The organism is Vibrio sp. SNU_ST1 (assembly GCF_030563405.1).
Taxonomy (GTDB): Bacteria; Pseudomonadota; Gammaproteobacteria; order Enterobacterales; family Vibrionaceae; genus Vibrio.
On sequence record NZ_CP130749.1, the window covers coordinates 222,700 to 238,207 of the forward strand.

The window sequence follows — 15,508 nt, forward strand, 5'->3', positions numbered from 1 at the left end:
CTGTCGTTAAGTGAGCTTCGTGGAACCTTATTGTCCAAATAATTAAAATGAATGGGCACGTTTCACTGCATTAGCCTTGCTGATAGTTTCATCTGTAGGAGGATGGTTGCTTTTTTCACCATGCTTACAAATTTTTGCGAAATATTTCTCTAGTTTGATGGGGTTTAGCCGATACATGGTGGAGAGAGTGCACTACTGGTTGAAGTGCACCAAAAAAATCCTGTTCAGGATATATAAATAACGAGCGATTCTTTTTAAAGGTCCAAATATGTTGAAAACTAACTCTCTGAGTATTAAACAAAAAGTTGTACTTGGAATTACCTTCGCGGTTCTTGCATCAACGGTGATCGTCGGTGCGATGGCACAAAAGCAAGCAAGAGAGGTTTTGAGTCATCGATTAGTCGATATTGAGCTTCCGGGAATGTTAGAGCGAATTAACGGTGAAATTGACCGTGAAGTCTCTCAGTTATTGTTAGCTGCAGAACAAATTGCTTCGAATGAATTCATTTCTGACGTTATCGGATCGACCGATCGCGATGCAGTGTTAGAGAACAAGTTGGTAAAACAATTGAACAATGTTCGTAACCAATACCAGCTAAATGATGCCTCAGTAGCGAACCGTCAAACGGCCTACTACTGGAACCAAGATGGCTTCTTGCGTCAACTCAATCAACAGCAAGATGGTTGGTTCTTTGGCTTTACGCAATCTGGCCAGCAGACAATGGTCAGCATGTTCCAAGAAGCGACAGGTGAAGTGAAAATGTTCGCTAACTACCAACAACCTTCTGGTTTAGCGATGTCTGGCTTATCGAAATCGATGGGTGACATGGTAAGTCTACTCAATAGTTTTAAGATTGAAGATACAGGTTTTGTTTTCTTAACGAATAGCCAAGGTGATGTTCAAATTCATCGCGAACGTTCGCTTAGTGATTCATCACTTCAACAACTTTACGGTCCTCAATCTAGTCAGTTGTTAAGCAAGTCAGGATTCAACCTGATTACAACGGAACATAAAGGACAAGAGTTGTTTGTCGCGAGTTTGTATGTGCCGTCAATGGATTGGTTCGTTGTTGGTGAAGTTCCGACGAGCGAAGTTTTTGCTGAGCTTGATGCAACGGCTAAACAGATGCTGATCATGACCGCTGCTGTAGCGTTAATCTTTATTCTGATGGGCGTGGTGCTAGCAAACAGTATTACTCAACCGATTAAACTTTTGGCTAAGCGATTCGGTGACCTTGGCGAAGGTGACGGTGACCTTGCTCAGCGTATCGAAGTGAAAGGCAACGATGAAATTGCACAGCTTTCAAAGGGCTTTAATGGATTCATCGAAAAGATTCACGAGTCGATGAAAGAGGTTTTTTCTACAAGCCAAGCACTTCAAGTCGCTGCTGAGAGTGTTTCTAATAAAGCGCACATCACCCACGACAATAGCCAAGAACAACGAGATCAAACTCTTCAGGTAGTTGCAGCCATTAACCAGATGGGCATGACAATCAGCGAGATTGCATCGAATGCGGCAACGGCTGCGGAAACGGCAACACAGGCTTCAGGCAATACTGAAGTAGGCCGATCTGTGGTAAATAAAGCAAAAGACGCGATCAGTCGTTTAGCGCAAGACATCGAAAGTACAGGTCAAGTGGTAGAGCAGTTAGCTTCAACAACTCAAGACATTGGTTCTATTTTGGGTGTAATTCGTGACATCTCTGAACAAACCAACCTACTTGCTCTGAACGCTGCTATTGAAGCTGCGCGTGCGGGTGAACAAGGTCGTGGTTTTGCCGTTGTAGCCGATGAGGTTCGTAACCTAGCAAGCCGTACCGCAGATTCTACGGAAGAGATTCAGAAGATGATCAACCAACTGCAAAGTGATGCTAAAGATGCCGTAACGGCTATGAGTGCCGGTAAAGTGATAACACTTGAAGGCGTATCGGCGTCGGATGAAGCGGTGGACGTACTGGGTGGCATTTCAGACCGTATCGTTGATATCACTGATCGTAACACTCAAGTGGCAACGGCAACGGAAGAACAATCAACCGTAGTTCATACCATCAACCAGAATATTGAAGAAATCAACGCGATTAACGAAGTGACGACTGGAACCGCAGAGCAGCTTGCTGAAGCGAGCCAAGAACTTCAACAGCTTTCTTCTCGTCTAGATAAGATGGTTGGCTCGTTTAAGCTTTAATAGCGGATAAACTTGCAACACTTACATTGGAGCCGGATTCATTTCACGTGAATCCGGCTTTTTTACGTCTGATGCTGCTTGTTACGTTTGGTATAGCTTTTTATGTTGAACGTCGCCATTCAGACCGCAGTTCTGCATTTAAGCTGACGTTCACTTGATCTGGTTTCGGGCTTTGCACCTAATCGCCCTAGCATCATAGAGCGTAAATGAGTAAAATCTCGCTAGGTTTAATATTTAGGTAAGTATCATGAGCGATTTTGAAAAAGAACTAGAGCAGATGACTCAAGAGATGGGCGATGAGCCTGAAGTGAAACTTCCATCACTTGAAGAGCAAAAAGCGATTGTTGCTGAATTTAAGCGACTAGAAGCTGAAGGCAAACTGACACCTGAAGTGTTAGAACAGCATTTTGGCCAGTTCAACAAAACAAGTGATACGCCAATTCACTAAGTTATTTACTACGATTGGTATTAAAGTTGAGCAAGCCTATATCTTTATCGTTTAGATAGGATGGCTTTTAGCTTGAACAGATAAAGGTCTAACATTCGCTAGGCCTTTTTGGTTTTTATACTGAACAGACAAAGCGCGATCTGTTTAATGAAAGTAAAACTAGTTGTCTTAAACGGAAAATCCCCCTTAAAAGGTAAGAGGGATTCGATATGGGCAAGTTATATCCTAAAAAGACGAACTGATTAGTCGGTGCCGTACTCTTTGTACAAGCGACGACATGCTCTACCATCGCTATGGAACAAGTGACAACGGTGTGCAGGAATACCAATCGCTAGCTTGTCACCAGACTCAATCGTCAACGTGTCTGGTTGACGATAGATGACGTCAGCATCCGCGCTTTCAAGATTTAGGTAAACTTGAGTTTCGTTACCGAGCTTCTCGACCATCATCACATCAGCTTCAATCGTCGCATCACCTGTTTCAGCAGACAACAAGTGCTCAGGACGAACACCTAGAGACATACGGTCACCAGCGTTGACAGTCGTGCCATCAACTGGGATCCAGAAAGTCATACCGTTTGAAAGTTGTACTAATACGCGTTCTGCTTCAGCTTGTTCGATGTGAACCGACATAAAGTTCATTTTTGGTGAGCCAATAAAGCCAGCAACGAAACGGTTTCGAGGATAGTGGTAAAGATCAAGAGGTTTACCCACTTGAGAAACAAAACCACCATCAAGCACAACGATTTTATCCGCCATTGTCATAGCTTCAACTTGGTCGTGTGTTACATAAATCATGGTACAGCCCAGTTGACGCTGTAGCTTAGTGATTTGTGAACGCATTTGAACACGCAGTGCTGCATCCAGGTTAGATAGAGGCTCATCAAGTAGGAATACGTTTGGTTGAGAAACCAAAGTACGGCCGATAGCAACACGTTGACGTTGACCACCAGACAATGCTTTAGGTTGACGCTCAAGAAGGTGACCAAGCTGAAGGATTTCTGCAGCATGTTCAACACGCTTGTCAATTTCAGCTTTATCGGCGTTTGCCAGTTTAAGACCAAAAGACATGTTGTCGTAGAGATTTAGGTGAGGGTAGAGCGCGTAAGATTGAAATACCATACCTACACCACGTTTTGATGGCTCAACATCGTTCATGCGTTGATCACCAATGTACAAATCACCAGACGTAATATCTTCTAGACCCGCGATACAGCGTAATAGCGTCGATTTACCACAACCTGATGGTCCAACGAATACTACGAATTCACCTTCGTTGATGTCTAAGGTTACGTCCTTAGAAATCTGTACATCACCATATGATTTATAAACGTTTTTTAACGTGACACTCGCCATCTAGCTTGTCCTCGATCGATCAAATTTTAAGTTTTACTGCTTATCATTATAAGGAATTTTTGGGTCAGCAGTAACTGTAGGAATTGGTAAGTATTGAGTGAGTAAGAAAAAAGTGGGTGGGACTTGGCTTTTTGATCAAGCCCACCCGTCATAGCCAAACTCGTGCCTAATTCCCCCACGCCGAGCTAAATCTCCCCCGTGATTCAATCACAGATTTAGCTCGATGCTCATTAAGACACCAGCGGGCAGTGAAGCCAGCTAAATGAAGAATGCGTCAACGCATACATCCACTGGTAAAGGGTTCTTACTATCCACTCTGGATGAATGCAGTTTCGGTGAATTCGCGTAATGGTACATCCTCCTAATAGAAAATTAACTAGGGGGAGTAGGAGGGGAGGAGTAGATAAAGGGGGTTATCTATAATTGGCGATCCAGTTCAAATAAATCCACCGTGTAACGGTGATGTGGATCACGATGAGTATCTACTTTGTGACTTCGCTCGCCAATCTTACCGGATGACGATCACGAAATTAGGCCATAATAGCGAGGGCGTAGTGGCTAGGATGATGAGCTGTCATTGATTTTCTCAGATCATAGCCTCCGAAAACTGGCTCGTCTTAATTGAATGCGCCCTACGTATAAATATAAAAAGGATATTGACATGAAAAACGCTCTAAGCGCTGTAGCTCTAGGCACAATCGTTGCTCTGGGTTCTTTTGGTGCAAACGCTGCTATCGAAGAAGGTCAACTAACTATTTGGGTTGGTGGCGACAAAGCTTATGAAGGAATGGCTGAAGTAGGTAAACGCTTTGAAGAAGATACTGGTGTTAAAGTAACCGTCGCTTTCCCAGACAAACTAGAAGAGAAATTCTCTCAGGTTGCAGCAGCTGGCGATGGTCCAGACATGATTTTCTACGCACACGACCGTTTTGGTGGTTTTGCAGAAGCGGGGCTTCTTGTTGATATCAAACCTTCTAAGGAAACTAAAGAAGGTATCGTAGACTTCGCATGGGATGCTGTTTCTTACGAAGGTAAAACAATCGCTTACCCAGTCGCAGTTGAGTCAGTTTCTCTTATCTACAACAAAGCACTTGTTCCTAACCCACCTAAGTCTTGGGAAGAGATCCCTGCACTTAACGCTAAGCTTCAAAAAGATGGCAAGAAAGCGATCATGTGGCCTCTACGTGGTGGCGCTTACTTCACATGGCCTCTACTTGCAGCTGACGGCGGTTACGCGTTCAAGCAAACAGCGGAAGGTTATGACATTAAAGATGCAGGCGTAGCGACTGACGGTGTTCAGAAGTCTCTGGATTTCATTGAGAAGATGGTGAAAGACAAAGTTATTTCTGCGGATATGGATTACTCAGTTGCTGAGTCTGAATTCGTCGCGGGTAACGTTGCAATGACAATTAACGGACCTTGGGGCTGGGCAAACATCGAGAAAGCGGGCCTAGATTACGGCGTAGCAACATTGCCTAAGTTCAACGGTAAAGCGTCTAAGCCATTCGTTGGTGTATGGGCTGGTGGTATCAGCACGGCTTCTCCAAACCGTGACCTAGCCGTTGAGTTTATGGAAAACTACCTACTAACTGATGAAGGTATGAAGAGCTTGAACGACGACAAGCCACTAGGTGCTGTTGCTCTTAACTCTTTCCAGCGTCAACTAGACAGCGACACTCGTATTGCAGCAACAATGGATAACGCGATGAACGGCGAAATCATGCCTAACATCCCTCAGTTCACAACATTCTGGTACAGCATGGAAGAAGCTATTGGCAACGTAGTTGATAGCCGTCAATCAGTAGAGCAAGCACTAAAAGGTGCTGAAGCTCGAATGACTAAGTAACAACCAAGCACTACCTTTTAAGGAGGGGGCAACCTCTCCTTACTTTTCTATTTTTATATCTCGTTAGCAGGTTCCTCTATGCAGTCAGTTCAAGGTTCAGATGCGATCCAAGCACCATCAAGCCTTCCAGGCAGTAAAAGCGTCTTCATCAAATGGGGGTTGCTTGGTAGTGTTGGCTTAATTAATGGCTACGCTACAATTTTAATGTATTCTCGCGGTGAGCTCGCATTTGCGCTGCTTACTGTGATTTTAACGGCTTTGGCTCTTTACATTTTTGGTAGTAAGAAAACTTACGCCCACCGTTATATTTACCCAGGTATTGCCGGAATGATCTTATTCATTCTTTTCCCATTGGCATACACCGTAGGGCTTGCGTTTACTAACTACAGCGCAAAAAACCAGCTCTCTCTAGAGCGCACTCAAACCGTTCTTTTAGACCGTTCATTCCAAAGTGGTGAAAGCTACCCATTTACTTTGTACAAAACAGATAACGGTCACCAGATCGTTGTGAAAGATGGCGACCAACTGTTAGCAACTGATGTATTTTCTCTGGAAGGCATGACATCAACAGAGATGGACCTATCTGCAATTGAGTCTGTACAAGGTGAAAAAGAGAAGATCAAAGCGATCATCCAAAATCGCTCTGTGATCAGCGGTGTCGACTTCCATCTGCCAAATGGTGATGAAATCCGTATGAGCGGCTTACGTAAATTTGCTGCCGTTGCACCGCTATACACTCTTCAAGATGACGGGGAAACGCTATACAACAATGAATCTGGCGAAATATTGAAACCAAACATGGAAGTGGGTTTCTACCAACCGGTTGACGAGAAAGGTGAGTTTATCGGTAACACTATTTCTCCAGGGTTTGTTGTAGACATTGGTACGGCTAACTTTGAACGTGTTTGGAAAGATGACGGCATCAAAGAACCGTTTATCAGTATCTTTATTTGGACGGTTGTATTCTCCATTTGTACGGTTGCCTTCACACTTGCAATTGGTTTAGTGCTGGCAAACGTTGTGCAGTGGGAAGAGCTGAAAGGCCGTGCTGTGTATCGTGTTCTACTTATTTTGCCTTACGCCGTACCAGCGTTTATCTCAATTCTTATCTTTAAGGGCCTATTCAACCAGAGCTTTGGTGAGATCAACATGGTGCTTGAGAGTATCTTTGGTTTAAGCCCAAACTGGTTCTCCGACCCGATCTTAGCGAAAACCATGGTGTTGATTGTTAACACTTGGCTAGGGTTCCCTTACATGATGATTCTATGTATGGGTCTACTAAAAGCGATTCCTGAAGATTTGTACGAAGCGTCAGCAATCGATGGTGCTAATTTCCTTGATAACTTCAAGCGAATCACTTTTCCATTGATGATAAAACCGTTAACACCGCTATTGATTGCAGCGTTTGCCTTTAACTTCAATAACTTTGTAATGATTCAACTATTGACGAACGGTGGCCCGAACATGATTGGTACTTCTGAACCAGCGGGTTATACAGACTTGCTTGTAAGCTACACGTACCGAATTGCATTCGAAGGCGGCGGCGGTCAAGACTTTGGTTTAGCAAGTGCAATCGCAACGCTTATCTTCCTGTTGGTTGGTGCACTAGCGTTACTAAACCTTCGTTTCACTAAATTGACTCAAGATTAAGGAGCACGACAATGGCTATGGTACAAGGTAAGAGCCTTAAATACCGAGTATGGGCAACGCATATTGCGCTGTGGTGCTTCTTAGCGCTAATTATTTTCCCACTACTGATGATTATTGCTATCTCATTCCGCGAAGGTAACTTTGCGACCGGTAGCTTGATTCCAGATAACCCATCTTTGGAACACTGGAAATTGGCTCTGGGTATGTCAGTGACGAATGCTGATGGCTCAGTTACTCCGCCTCCATTCCCAGTACTGACTTGGCTGTGGAACTCGATAAAAGTAGCGGGTATTACGTCAATTCTTATTGTGACACTATCGACAACATCGGCTTACGCATTTGCTCGTATGCGCTTTAAAGGTAAAGAAACTATCCTGAAAGCGATGATGATTTTTCAAATGTTCCCTGCGGTATTGGCTCTAGTGGCTATCTACGCACTGTTCGATAAATTAGGGCAATACATTCCATTCTTAGGCTTGAACACGCATGGCGGTCTGATCTTCTCGTACTTGGGCGGTATTGCATTGCACGTTTGGACGATTAAGGGCTACTTTGAGACGATTGATAACTCTTTGGAAGAAGCAGCAGCATTAGATGGCGCAACACCTTGGCAAGCGTTCAGATTGGTTCTATTACCACTGTCAGTACCAATCCTAGCGGTTGTATTCATTTTATCTTTCATTGGTGTTGTTGGTGAGGTACCAGTTGCTTCAATACTATTATCGGACGTGAACTCTTACACGCTAGCGGTAGGTATGCAGCAGTACCTATATCCTCAGAACTACTTATGGGGTGACTTTGCGGCAGCGGCGGTACTTTCAGCACTTCCGATTACTATCGTGTTCTTACTGGCTCAGCGTTGGTTAGTTGGCGGTTTGACGTCGGGTGGTGTAAAAGGATAAGCTGTCCGTATAAGAAAGATAAAAGAGCGACCGTTAGGTCGCTCTATATTGGCATTTTTATTACATCATTTGGTTTGGCCGCCGATCAGTAATAAAAATAACCCTCAGGTTACGCATAGCTGGCTACTAATCAGGTTCCTTACGCTATTAATGATTAGTGGTTTTTGTAACTCTAACCCAGGTACTTACTTGGGTTTTTTTATGCCTGCTACTTTTATCTTTATCTTTATCTTTATCTTTATCTTTATCTTTATCTTTATCTTTATCTTTATCTCTATCTCTATCTCAGTCTTTTTGGTTTCTTTCAGTCATTAAATACTGAAGCACCTCTTACCTGGATTTTCCTGGTTTCATCTCTCTAATTGAAGGCATCAACGAGTCTCACAAATCAGACACTCAGTATAAGGGGCCACAGCTCTATTGATATATGAGTAATATTTCCATGCGTGATACTTCAATAATTTGCATGCAACGGATCGGTCGATTACACAGAAAGTGCCTATAAAGGCAGGCTCGTGTGAATGTTTTGTGGTAAGTATTCCCTGTAGTTATTGATTTGGTGGAAAATATTCCTGAAAGGAAAAAAGAAAAAGAAAAGGTTGATGTTGAGACTAGAACTCTTTATTGGAAGGTGCGCAACCTAAATGTTGAAGTAAAACATAGATGCTGTCTTGATAAAGAGCTACGCGACGAAACAGATCCGCAAACGTCTGATCACCGCCAAAACAAGCTTGGATATAGTGGTTAATTTCATTAGTGTCGTAGCCTTCGACGTACAAACTTCTAACCCATTGATACTCAACTGCCTTCAAGTTCGTCAGTGTAGATTCGCAAAGGGTGGGAAATGTCGTGCTCAAAAGTGGCTCCAAGAAATTTAAATACATTCATTATGATTGGCGGTATTTAAACAGAGCAAAATGACGACTTTATTACAGTCAAAATAAATCCGTGAGCAAGTGTCGATTCCTTTTAACGTTTGACTGGGGATCACGCTCTCTAGTCCGTATTCGCTGTTTATCAGTTTATTTGTGTATGAAGAGGGGGTAGATAACAAAATGCCAAGCAAGTGCCTGGCATCGTGATAAGGTTTTGTCGGGGAGAGCTGCTGGTGGCCTTATTTCAGGTACTTTACGTGCGCTTCCATCTCTTCGCCGATCTGTTTTCGCATGTTCATAAGACGAATAGCCGAATCTCTTAATTCGATGTCTTCTGATGTTTCTGGTACCCACTCTGGCACTTTAGTTGGATTACCATTTTCGTCAACAGCGACCATAATAACGATACAGTGAGTCGTTAGACGGTTATTGAGTTCTTTTGGGTCGCTGGCCTGAACATCGATAGCGATGTGCATAGAAGATGAACCCGTATAAATGACCTTCGCACTTACTTCAACAAGGTTCCCAACATGGATTGGAGCAACGAATCGAATACCACCAGCGTAAGCGGTAATACAGTACTTACCACTCCATCCAGCAGAACAAGCGTAAGCCGCTAAATCGACCCACTTCATTACGGCACCACCATGAACTTTACCACCAAAGTTCACATCCCCGGGTTCCGCTAAAAAACGTAGAGTAACGTCTCGTTTACCATCTTGTCGGCTATTGTGACTGCTCATCTATCTTCCTTTATTATTATTCTGAATAACATGCTCGTTACTTGCTAATAACAATATACTTAAGATGACATAAATTAAAGCGGATAATCTCACGAACAAGACTATTTTTTCAAACAGATGGCGAGTTGATGAATATTGATGTTTAAAGGAGGTGGACGTGATGCTCCAACAGAGGAGTACTCTATCGAGCAAGTTGGCCGAAAGGTCGATTGAAAAAAAAACACCTAGCGGAATGCTAGGTGTTTCTAAGCCGTGTGGTACTCATATCGGTACCTTTTTGAGTTAGCCAACTAACCGTTGCTTATCCGGTTTAGTTAAAGTGATGGTATCTTAATTAATCCTAAAACGATAGTTTTGATTTTTTCTTATAAGCTCACTTTCTGTTCGAAAAGTATAGAACCTTCGCGTGGATATTTCCTTTCGTATTATTGCTAGAAAACTCTTTTAATGCATTTTGCAGTAATAATCTGTATTTTCCGGGAAATTAAGGTTTTAAAACTAAATTGCTATCGGTTTAAAGTGCTCAATTTTGTATAAACCAAAGTGACTAGACGGTTCTTTCGTTGCTATAACTTTTCTAAATGGCTCATGGTGGCCTGGGTTACATGAGCCGTGTGACCATAGGAGAGCGATTGGAGCAACAGTTACCTGCTTTCTGGAGAGCTATTCTAACGCTTTGAGCACTTAAACCGTACTTAGTGCATTAAACGGAAGTTGCTGAGATATTGCAATAGTAAATACCGTTATTAAAGTTTCGTGATCGAAAAATAAAATCAGAGAGCATGAATCGAGAAATCGACAATAAACAAAAGTACCTGCTAACGAGGCAGGTACTGAGTGGAAAATGGAATAGGGCATTGTCGCTGGTTAAGCGGGGTTAGTTTTGCTGAGGTAAGGGAGCCTCAAGCCTTGGTTTTCTTTTGATTTGAGCAAGGATGACACCGGAAATCACCATTGCACCACCAATAATGTGGAACTGGTTAATCTTTTCGCCCAGCCAGGTGGAAGCTAATACAATCGCGATAACTGGCATCAGATTCATGAACATCGCGCTTGAATCAGCACCAATAGTGTCAATCGCTTTCACCCACATCCAAGGTGCTAAAATTGAAGCTGCAACTGCGGCGTAAGCTATCAATGGGATCGCTTGTTGCGGTGGTAAAAGCTGTTCGCTGGTTAGCCAAAGTGGAGTCAACATTGCGACCGCGAACATCCCTTGGATATAAATCACAACCCAATTGCTGATTGGCATTTTCCAGCGTTTCAATAGCACACAGTAAGAAGCATAAACAAAGGCCGCAATTAGCATATAGCCATCGCCTTGAGTCAGTTCTTGATGAATGAAGAATAACGGGTCGCCTTTACCTAACATCAGAGCTAAGCCTGACAGTGACAACACACCGCCAACAATACTCAAACTAGAAATCGACTTGCGCAACAGAGGGATGCTTAAAAACACACTGATCAACGGCACTAATGAAGTGATCAATGCCATGTTCGAAGCAGTTGTGGTTAAGCCCGCGTAATAACCTAGAGATTGGTTCAACACCATGCCCAAAAAGCCGAGGAACGCTAATTTTGATAGGTTTGGTTTAATGACAGCCCACTGTTTCATTACTGGGCGAATACAGAAAGGTGTGAGAATTAACATCGCAAAAAACCAGCGGTAAAAACTCATTGCGCTAGGTTCTATAGTGCTTGCAGCAAGCTTGTTGACGATTGCATTGGCGCCCCAGATACAGACTGTAAAAAATGGTAAGAGATAATGCATGTGAATTCCGTCGCAAATGAGTTGATGTGGCTAGTTTGACAGGTCGTTACACTTACAAGTATCTTTAGAAAGACATCAGGCGCGATAGGAAGACAAGTTTGAAAAAACACTCCAGAAACCTTCATCCATCCTTATCAATTGATAAGGCACCATCCAACGTATTTATGAATTTTGAAGCGTTTCTTTCGAACACTGAAACCCGAGTTCATAGCCACTCATGGGGACAGGTTCAATTGATCAGTGGCGGTATATTAGAGATGGAAGCGGAAAGCACTCGATTTCTAGCGCCACCACATTTGGCGATTTGGGTACCGGCTGGGGTGATGCATTGTAGTTATAACCGTAAGCCTTTGGACTACTGCTCGCTAAATATCGCCCCCGAGCTAACGCAACATCTGCCAGATAAAACCAGCCTTATAAAGATTACGCCGATTGTGTCTTCGATTATCGATGACTTTCGCGATCGTGGAATAAATGTTGCGGAAACAGAACAAGATCAAAGACTCGTTCAGGTACTGCTTGACCAACTTGCGCAGCGTGAGGTTGAGCATCACTTTTTGCCTTCAACCGACAATAAGTATCTAGCACCAATATTGGCTTCTGTTGAAGAAAATCCAACCGATGAGGTGACGTTGAAAGATTGGGCTGAGCGTGTCCATACCACGGAAAGAACTCTTTCTCGCCACTGCCAGACGGAGCTTGGAATGAGTTTTACAGAGTGGCGACTGCGAGTGCGCTACCTATATTCAATGGACTTGTTGAGAAACGGTCAATCGGTCAAAGAGGTCGCTCTTACATTAGGTTATAACCAAGCAAGCCCTTTTATCACTATGTTCAAACGTTACGCGAAACAGACGCCAGAACAGTATAAGAATCGTTTGTTGTAATTGGTTTCTTTTGTCAAGCGTGTCAATAATCGCTTACTTTCCCTTTTTATGTTTAACTTTTTGTTATTAAAAGATTAAATTTGGTCTTAATAGTGGGCGCACACGTATTTTTCGTCAATGGTTTGAATTTAGTTATATAGGCATTTGTTTTTTTTTTCGTATTTGAGTGACCATTTATAGAATCATTTGCTCAAAATGCCGAGGAAAAATTTGAAGTTTATTATCCCAACGATATCAGTATTAGCTGTAACACTTTCTGCATGCGGTGGTGGTAGCGATAGCGCTGCGCCACCACCTAAAAAGACTAAAACCGTAGTTCCTCAAATGTCCATAACCCCGGCATCAGGAAGTGTTGCAGATCCAAAAGATGACGTTGCAAAAAACTCTTATAGCAGTCCTGTCATGTATTCAGCTAATGCTATAGGTAGCACTGACATCAAAGAGTGTATCAAGTCTCTAAACCTGTTTAATATTTACAGTATTGGTTGGGACGATGAATTTAATGAAGAGCTATCACCTAAGCAGCAAAAAGATCTCAAAGGTTTCTATGGTGTTTATGGCGCAAACGGAATTGTCGATTACTCTGCTCACACCACCGAAGCTATCGAAGCTAAAGATTGGATCAGTTATTTCTACTACGATGCAAATTTTCAAGATTGCGAAGCGCGTCGTTACAAGTCATATGCCAAGGTTAATAAAGTAGGCCAAGACATTACCGAGCTTAGTTACAAGTACAGTGTAGATGCCGATGTTACGACAAACACACCTCAACAAAATATAACTAACTATACGGCTTGGCAAAGTGACGCTGCGAAAAACACAGTGGTTGGTTTAGTGACCAACATTACAACAGGTAGCATTCAACACAAGCAGCAATTGAAAAGCTTCACATCCGACAGTGGGCGCTTTGTTGATAACGTCAATTTCAGCAAGATGTTTAGAAATAGCTATTTCTTTGAGTCTTATGACAATGGCGAAGTTGAGTTCCAAGTTGTTGGCGGTAAGGTGATTGATAGATATGCAAAATTAAACCAGTCAACCCCAGATACATACTATGCAGTTAACTTGATTTCGGCATACTTCCCTGGTGTTGGAACAAGAATTAACTGGTGTGTGCGAGGGAGCCAGTTCGTATTAAACAAAGAGACGCCTATCAGCGAAGCACAATACAGCAGCATTATTGAAAATGGTGACTTAGGAGCGGCTTACTGTGACCCATTTGATGCGAATATCAGCCAAGTTCGTTACTACGATACGAAAGGAAGTATAGTCTCAGACAGCTCCGCAATTGCGCTTGAGTTAAACAATAAGTTGGTACAAGGCACTATTGTTAAAGACAAGTTGGATCAACGAGTAGCAAATAAGAAGTTGTACCTAGGAAAAACACACAGTGAATATTTCCAAGATACTTCTTTGGCGAATCAAGTTGATCAGATCAAAGCCGATTTGACTAAATAGCGTTTTGACGAGCGTTATGAAGGTGTGCTTCTGCAATCTATAATCGTAAATAGCCATCCTCGTGATGGCTTTTTCATATCACTAGTGGGTTGGCAAGCAGTCGCTTGGCAAGTCCTATGAAACCTTAAATATTTGTATGGCGCTTATATCCAATCATGGGCTACCGCCATTAACGAAACAAAACTGGTCAGTACATTCGAGAGGATGGTAACCACATGAATTAGGTGCACTAATTTTTTCCCTTTAAAGGCTTTAAATGAGTAGAGTGTTGAAAGTAACGATAGGACAAAAAATAGATAAATAGGCCAATACCAATAATACAGGGGGTCAAACTGAGTAAATTCACATGCAACAACAGCATAAAAAAATCCAATTAAGGATAATAGGCCGTGAGCAGATTGAGCAATCGACCTGGAATTTAAATAGTAGAGATAAGAAACCATGGGGTAGAAGGCTAACAAAACCCAAACTTGGCTAATCACAGTCAGTTGGTACTCACTCATAATTCTCTCGATCACCTAATGCCTTGTTAATTTGTGGAAGCTATGCGACGAAGCTATATACATACGTAAATGTTACATGTGCAATAAATTACATACAAAAAGAGCTACATACACAAAAAAATATGCGAGTACTCTAACCAAAAAAGCTAACCATTACAAAGTGCTATTGGAGTCCGTTGAATCGATTGATAAGTAGTTTAATAATGAATACGATTATAAGTATTTACCTGCATTTTCATAAGCTTCGATTTCTATCGGTGCTTCAACGTAACCAAAGATGGCTAGTTGCAATAAATATTTTTTAGTAAATGCTTCAAGCCCCAAGTCTTCGACTTGTTTTACATGAATCAACTCATGAGAAAGTAGTAATTTGTCACCTTTTGCTTTGTTAGCGATCCAAATACCATAACCAAATGTTGAACCCGTAAAATAAGGAGAGTCAAGCCCCAAACGTTGCATTTGAAATAGCAACGATTCATTTTCAGGCAAAGGAATTGAATCGGCATAATGTACGCGGATTTTTTCAGGATATTTAATGCCAACCTTGTGTGCAATTTCAATGTATTGAGGGAGTAAAGGAACACCTTGGGTTAGTGCTATTTCCTCATTTCTTCTTACATACTTAATAGACAATGGGAAATATGCTTCTAGTTGCTCTAATAGATGGCTAGGTGGGTTAGCATAAACGTCGTTTTTATCTTCACATCCGAGAATTGAAATAACTAAGATCAAAAGAGTGATAAATTTAAGTGATGCTTTCATTTGTTGTGAGCTCCGTTTTATCGTTATTTGTCTTGCAAGAAAAGTAAGCGTCCATTAGTACAATAACAATATTCTCGAAATATATGACTTTGCCTTAGCGAAGGTTCTTAGGGTATTACTATT

12 protein-coding genes are annotated in these 15,508 nt (G+C 42.2%); 7 read left to right on the forward strand and 5 right to left on the reverse strand.

All coding sequences use genetic code 11. The features are described from left to right. Positions 1–268 precede the first annotated feature (268 nt). Positions 269–2,185, forward strand: a complete 1,917-nt coding sequence (locus Q5H80_RS15310; protein WP_304570279.1) for a methyl-accepting chemotaxis protein — start codon at positions 269–271, stop codon at positions 2,183–2,185. Positions 2,186–2,432: 247 nt separating this feature from the next. Further along, complete coding sequence (locus tag Q5H80_RS15315) at positions 2,433–2,633, forward strand: chromosome segregation ATPase (RefSeq protein WP_009845810.1); 201 nt, start codon at positions 2,433–2,435, stop codon at positions 2,631–2,633. 242 nt (positions 2,634–2,875) lie between these two features. On the opposite strand, the gene malK is transcribed toward Q5H80_RS15315, so the two are convergent. Next, complete coding sequence (gene malK, locus Q5H80_RS15320; RefSeq protein WP_304570280.1) at positions 2,876–3,988, reverse strand: maltose/maltodextrin ABC transporter ATP-binding protein MalK; 1,113 nt, start codon at positions 3,986–3,988, stop codon at positions 2,876–2,878. A 661-nt stretch (positions 3,989–4,649) separates the two neighbouring features. On the opposite strand from malK, the gene malE reads away from it, so the two are divergent. From malE to malG, 3 genes are all read left to right on the forward strand, one after another. Beyond that, positions 4,650–5,834 carry a maltose/maltodextrin ABC transporter substrate-binding protein MalE gene (gene malE / locus Q5H80_RS15325; protein WP_304570281.1) on the forward strand — a complete coding sequence of 395 codons (1,185 nt, stop codon included), beginning with the start codon at positions 4,650–4,652 and terminating at the stop codon, positions 5,832–5,834. Between the two features lie 78 nt (positions 5,835–5,912). Beyond that, a complete protein-coding gene (malF, locus tag Q5H80_RS15330) occupies positions 5,913–7,484 on the forward strand; it encodes a maltose ABC transporter permease MalF (RefSeq protein WP_304570282.1) in 1,572 nt (523 codons plus the stop codon). Between the two features lie 11 nt (positions 7,485–7,495). Further along, positions 7,496–8,386 carry a maltose ABC transporter permease MalG gene (malG, locus tag Q5H80_RS15335; protein WP_009845806.1) on the forward strand — a complete coding sequence of 297 codons (891 nt, stop codon included), beginning with the start codon at positions 7,496–7,498 and terminating at the stop codon, positions 8,384–8,386. 611 nt (positions 8,387–8,997) lie between these two features. Here malG and Q5H80_RS15340 read toward each other — a convergent pair. The 3 genes from Q5H80_RS15340 to Q5H80_RS15350 all read right to left on the reverse strand — a co-directional run bounded on the left by Q5H80_RS15340 (position 8,998) and on the right by Q5H80_RS15350 (position 11,775). Beyond that, the gene (locus Q5H80_RS15340; protein WP_304570283.1) at positions 8,998–9,270 is read right to left on the reverse strand and encodes a hypothetical protein; all 273 of its coding nucleotides are present in this window, start codon (positions 9,268–9,270) and stop codon (positions 8,998–9,000) included. A 230-nt stretch (positions 9,271–9,500) separates the two neighbouring features. Beyond that, entirely contained in the window at positions 9,501–10,004 is a 504-nt protein-coding gene (locus Q5H80_RS15345; RefSeq protein WP_012600206.1) for an acyl-CoA thioesterase, read from the reverse strand. 877 nt (positions 10,005–10,881) lie between these two features. Then, entirely contained in the window at positions 10,882–11,775 is an 894-nt protein-coding gene (locus Q5H80_RS15350) for a DMT family transporter (protein WP_304570284.1), read from the reverse strand. A gap of 98 nt (positions 11,776–11,873) precedes the next feature. Between Q5H80_RS15350 and Q5H80_RS15355 the strand changes: the two genes are divergently transcribed. After that, on the forward strand, positions 11,874–12,662 hold the full coding sequence (locus tag Q5H80_RS15355; protein WP_304570285.1) for a helix-turn-helix domain-containing protein: 789 nt from the start codon (positions 11,874–11,876) through the stop codon (positions 12,660–12,662). 210 nt (positions 12,663–12,872) lie between these two features. Further along, the gene (locus Q5H80_RS15360) at positions 12,873–14,120 is read left to right on the forward strand and encodes a hypothetical protein (RefSeq protein WP_304570286.1); all 1,248 of its coding nucleotides are present in this window, start codon (positions 12,873–12,875) and stop codon (positions 14,118–14,120) included. Between the two features lie 716 nt (positions 14,121–14,836). On the opposite strand, the gene Q5H80_RS15365 is transcribed toward Q5H80_RS15360, so the two are convergent. Further along, positions 14,837–15,385: a hypothetical protein gene (locus Q5H80_RS15365; protein ID WP_304570287.1), complete on the reverse strand. Its 549-nt coding sequence runs from the start codon at positions 15,383–15,385 to the stop codon at positions 14,837–14,839. Positions 15,386–15,508 lie beyond the last annotated feature (123 nt).

Excerpts from the sequence above, each read along its gene's own strand:
- Q5H80_RS15315 (WP_009845810.1), top strand. The coding sequence starts at position 2,433 with ATGAGCGATTTTGAAAAAGAACTAGAGCAGATGACTCAAGAGATGGGC.
- malK (WP_304570280.1), bottom strand. The coding sequence starts at position 3,988 with ATGGCGAGTGTCACGTTAAAAAACGTTTATAAATCATATGGTGATGTA.
- Q5H80_RS15345 (WP_012600206.1), bottom strand. The coding sequence starts at position 10,004 with ATGAGCAGTCACAATAGCCGACAAGATGGTAAACGAGACGTTACTCTA.
- Q5H80_RS15350 (WP_304570284.1), bottom strand. The coding sequence starts at position 11,775 with ATGCATTATCTCTTACCATTTTTTACAGTCTGTATCTGGGGCGCCAAT.
- malE (WP_304570281.1), top strand. The coding sequence starts at position 4,650 with ATGAAAAACGCTCTAAGCGCTGTAGCTCTAGGCACAATCGTTGCTCTG.
- Q5H80_RS15310 (WP_304570279.1), top strand. The coding sequence starts at position 269 with ATGTTGAAAACTAACTCTCTGAGTATTAAACAAAAAGTTGTACTTGGA.
- Q5H80_RS15365 (WP_304570287.1), bottom strand. The coding sequence starts at position 15,385 with ATGAAAGCATCACTTAAATTTATCACTCTTTTGATCTTAGTTATTTCA.
- malF (WP_304570282.1), top strand. The coding sequence starts at position 5,913 with ATGCAGTCAGTTCAAGGTTCAGATGCGATCCAAGCACCATCAAGCCTT.
- malG (WP_009845806.1), top strand. The coding sequence starts at position 7,496 with ATGGCTATGGTACAAGGTAAGAGCCTTAAATACCGAGTATGGGCAACG.
- Q5H80_RS15340 (WP_304570283.1), bottom strand. The coding sequence starts at position 9,270 with ATGTATTTAAATTTCTTGGAGCCACTTTTGAGCACGACATTTCCCACC.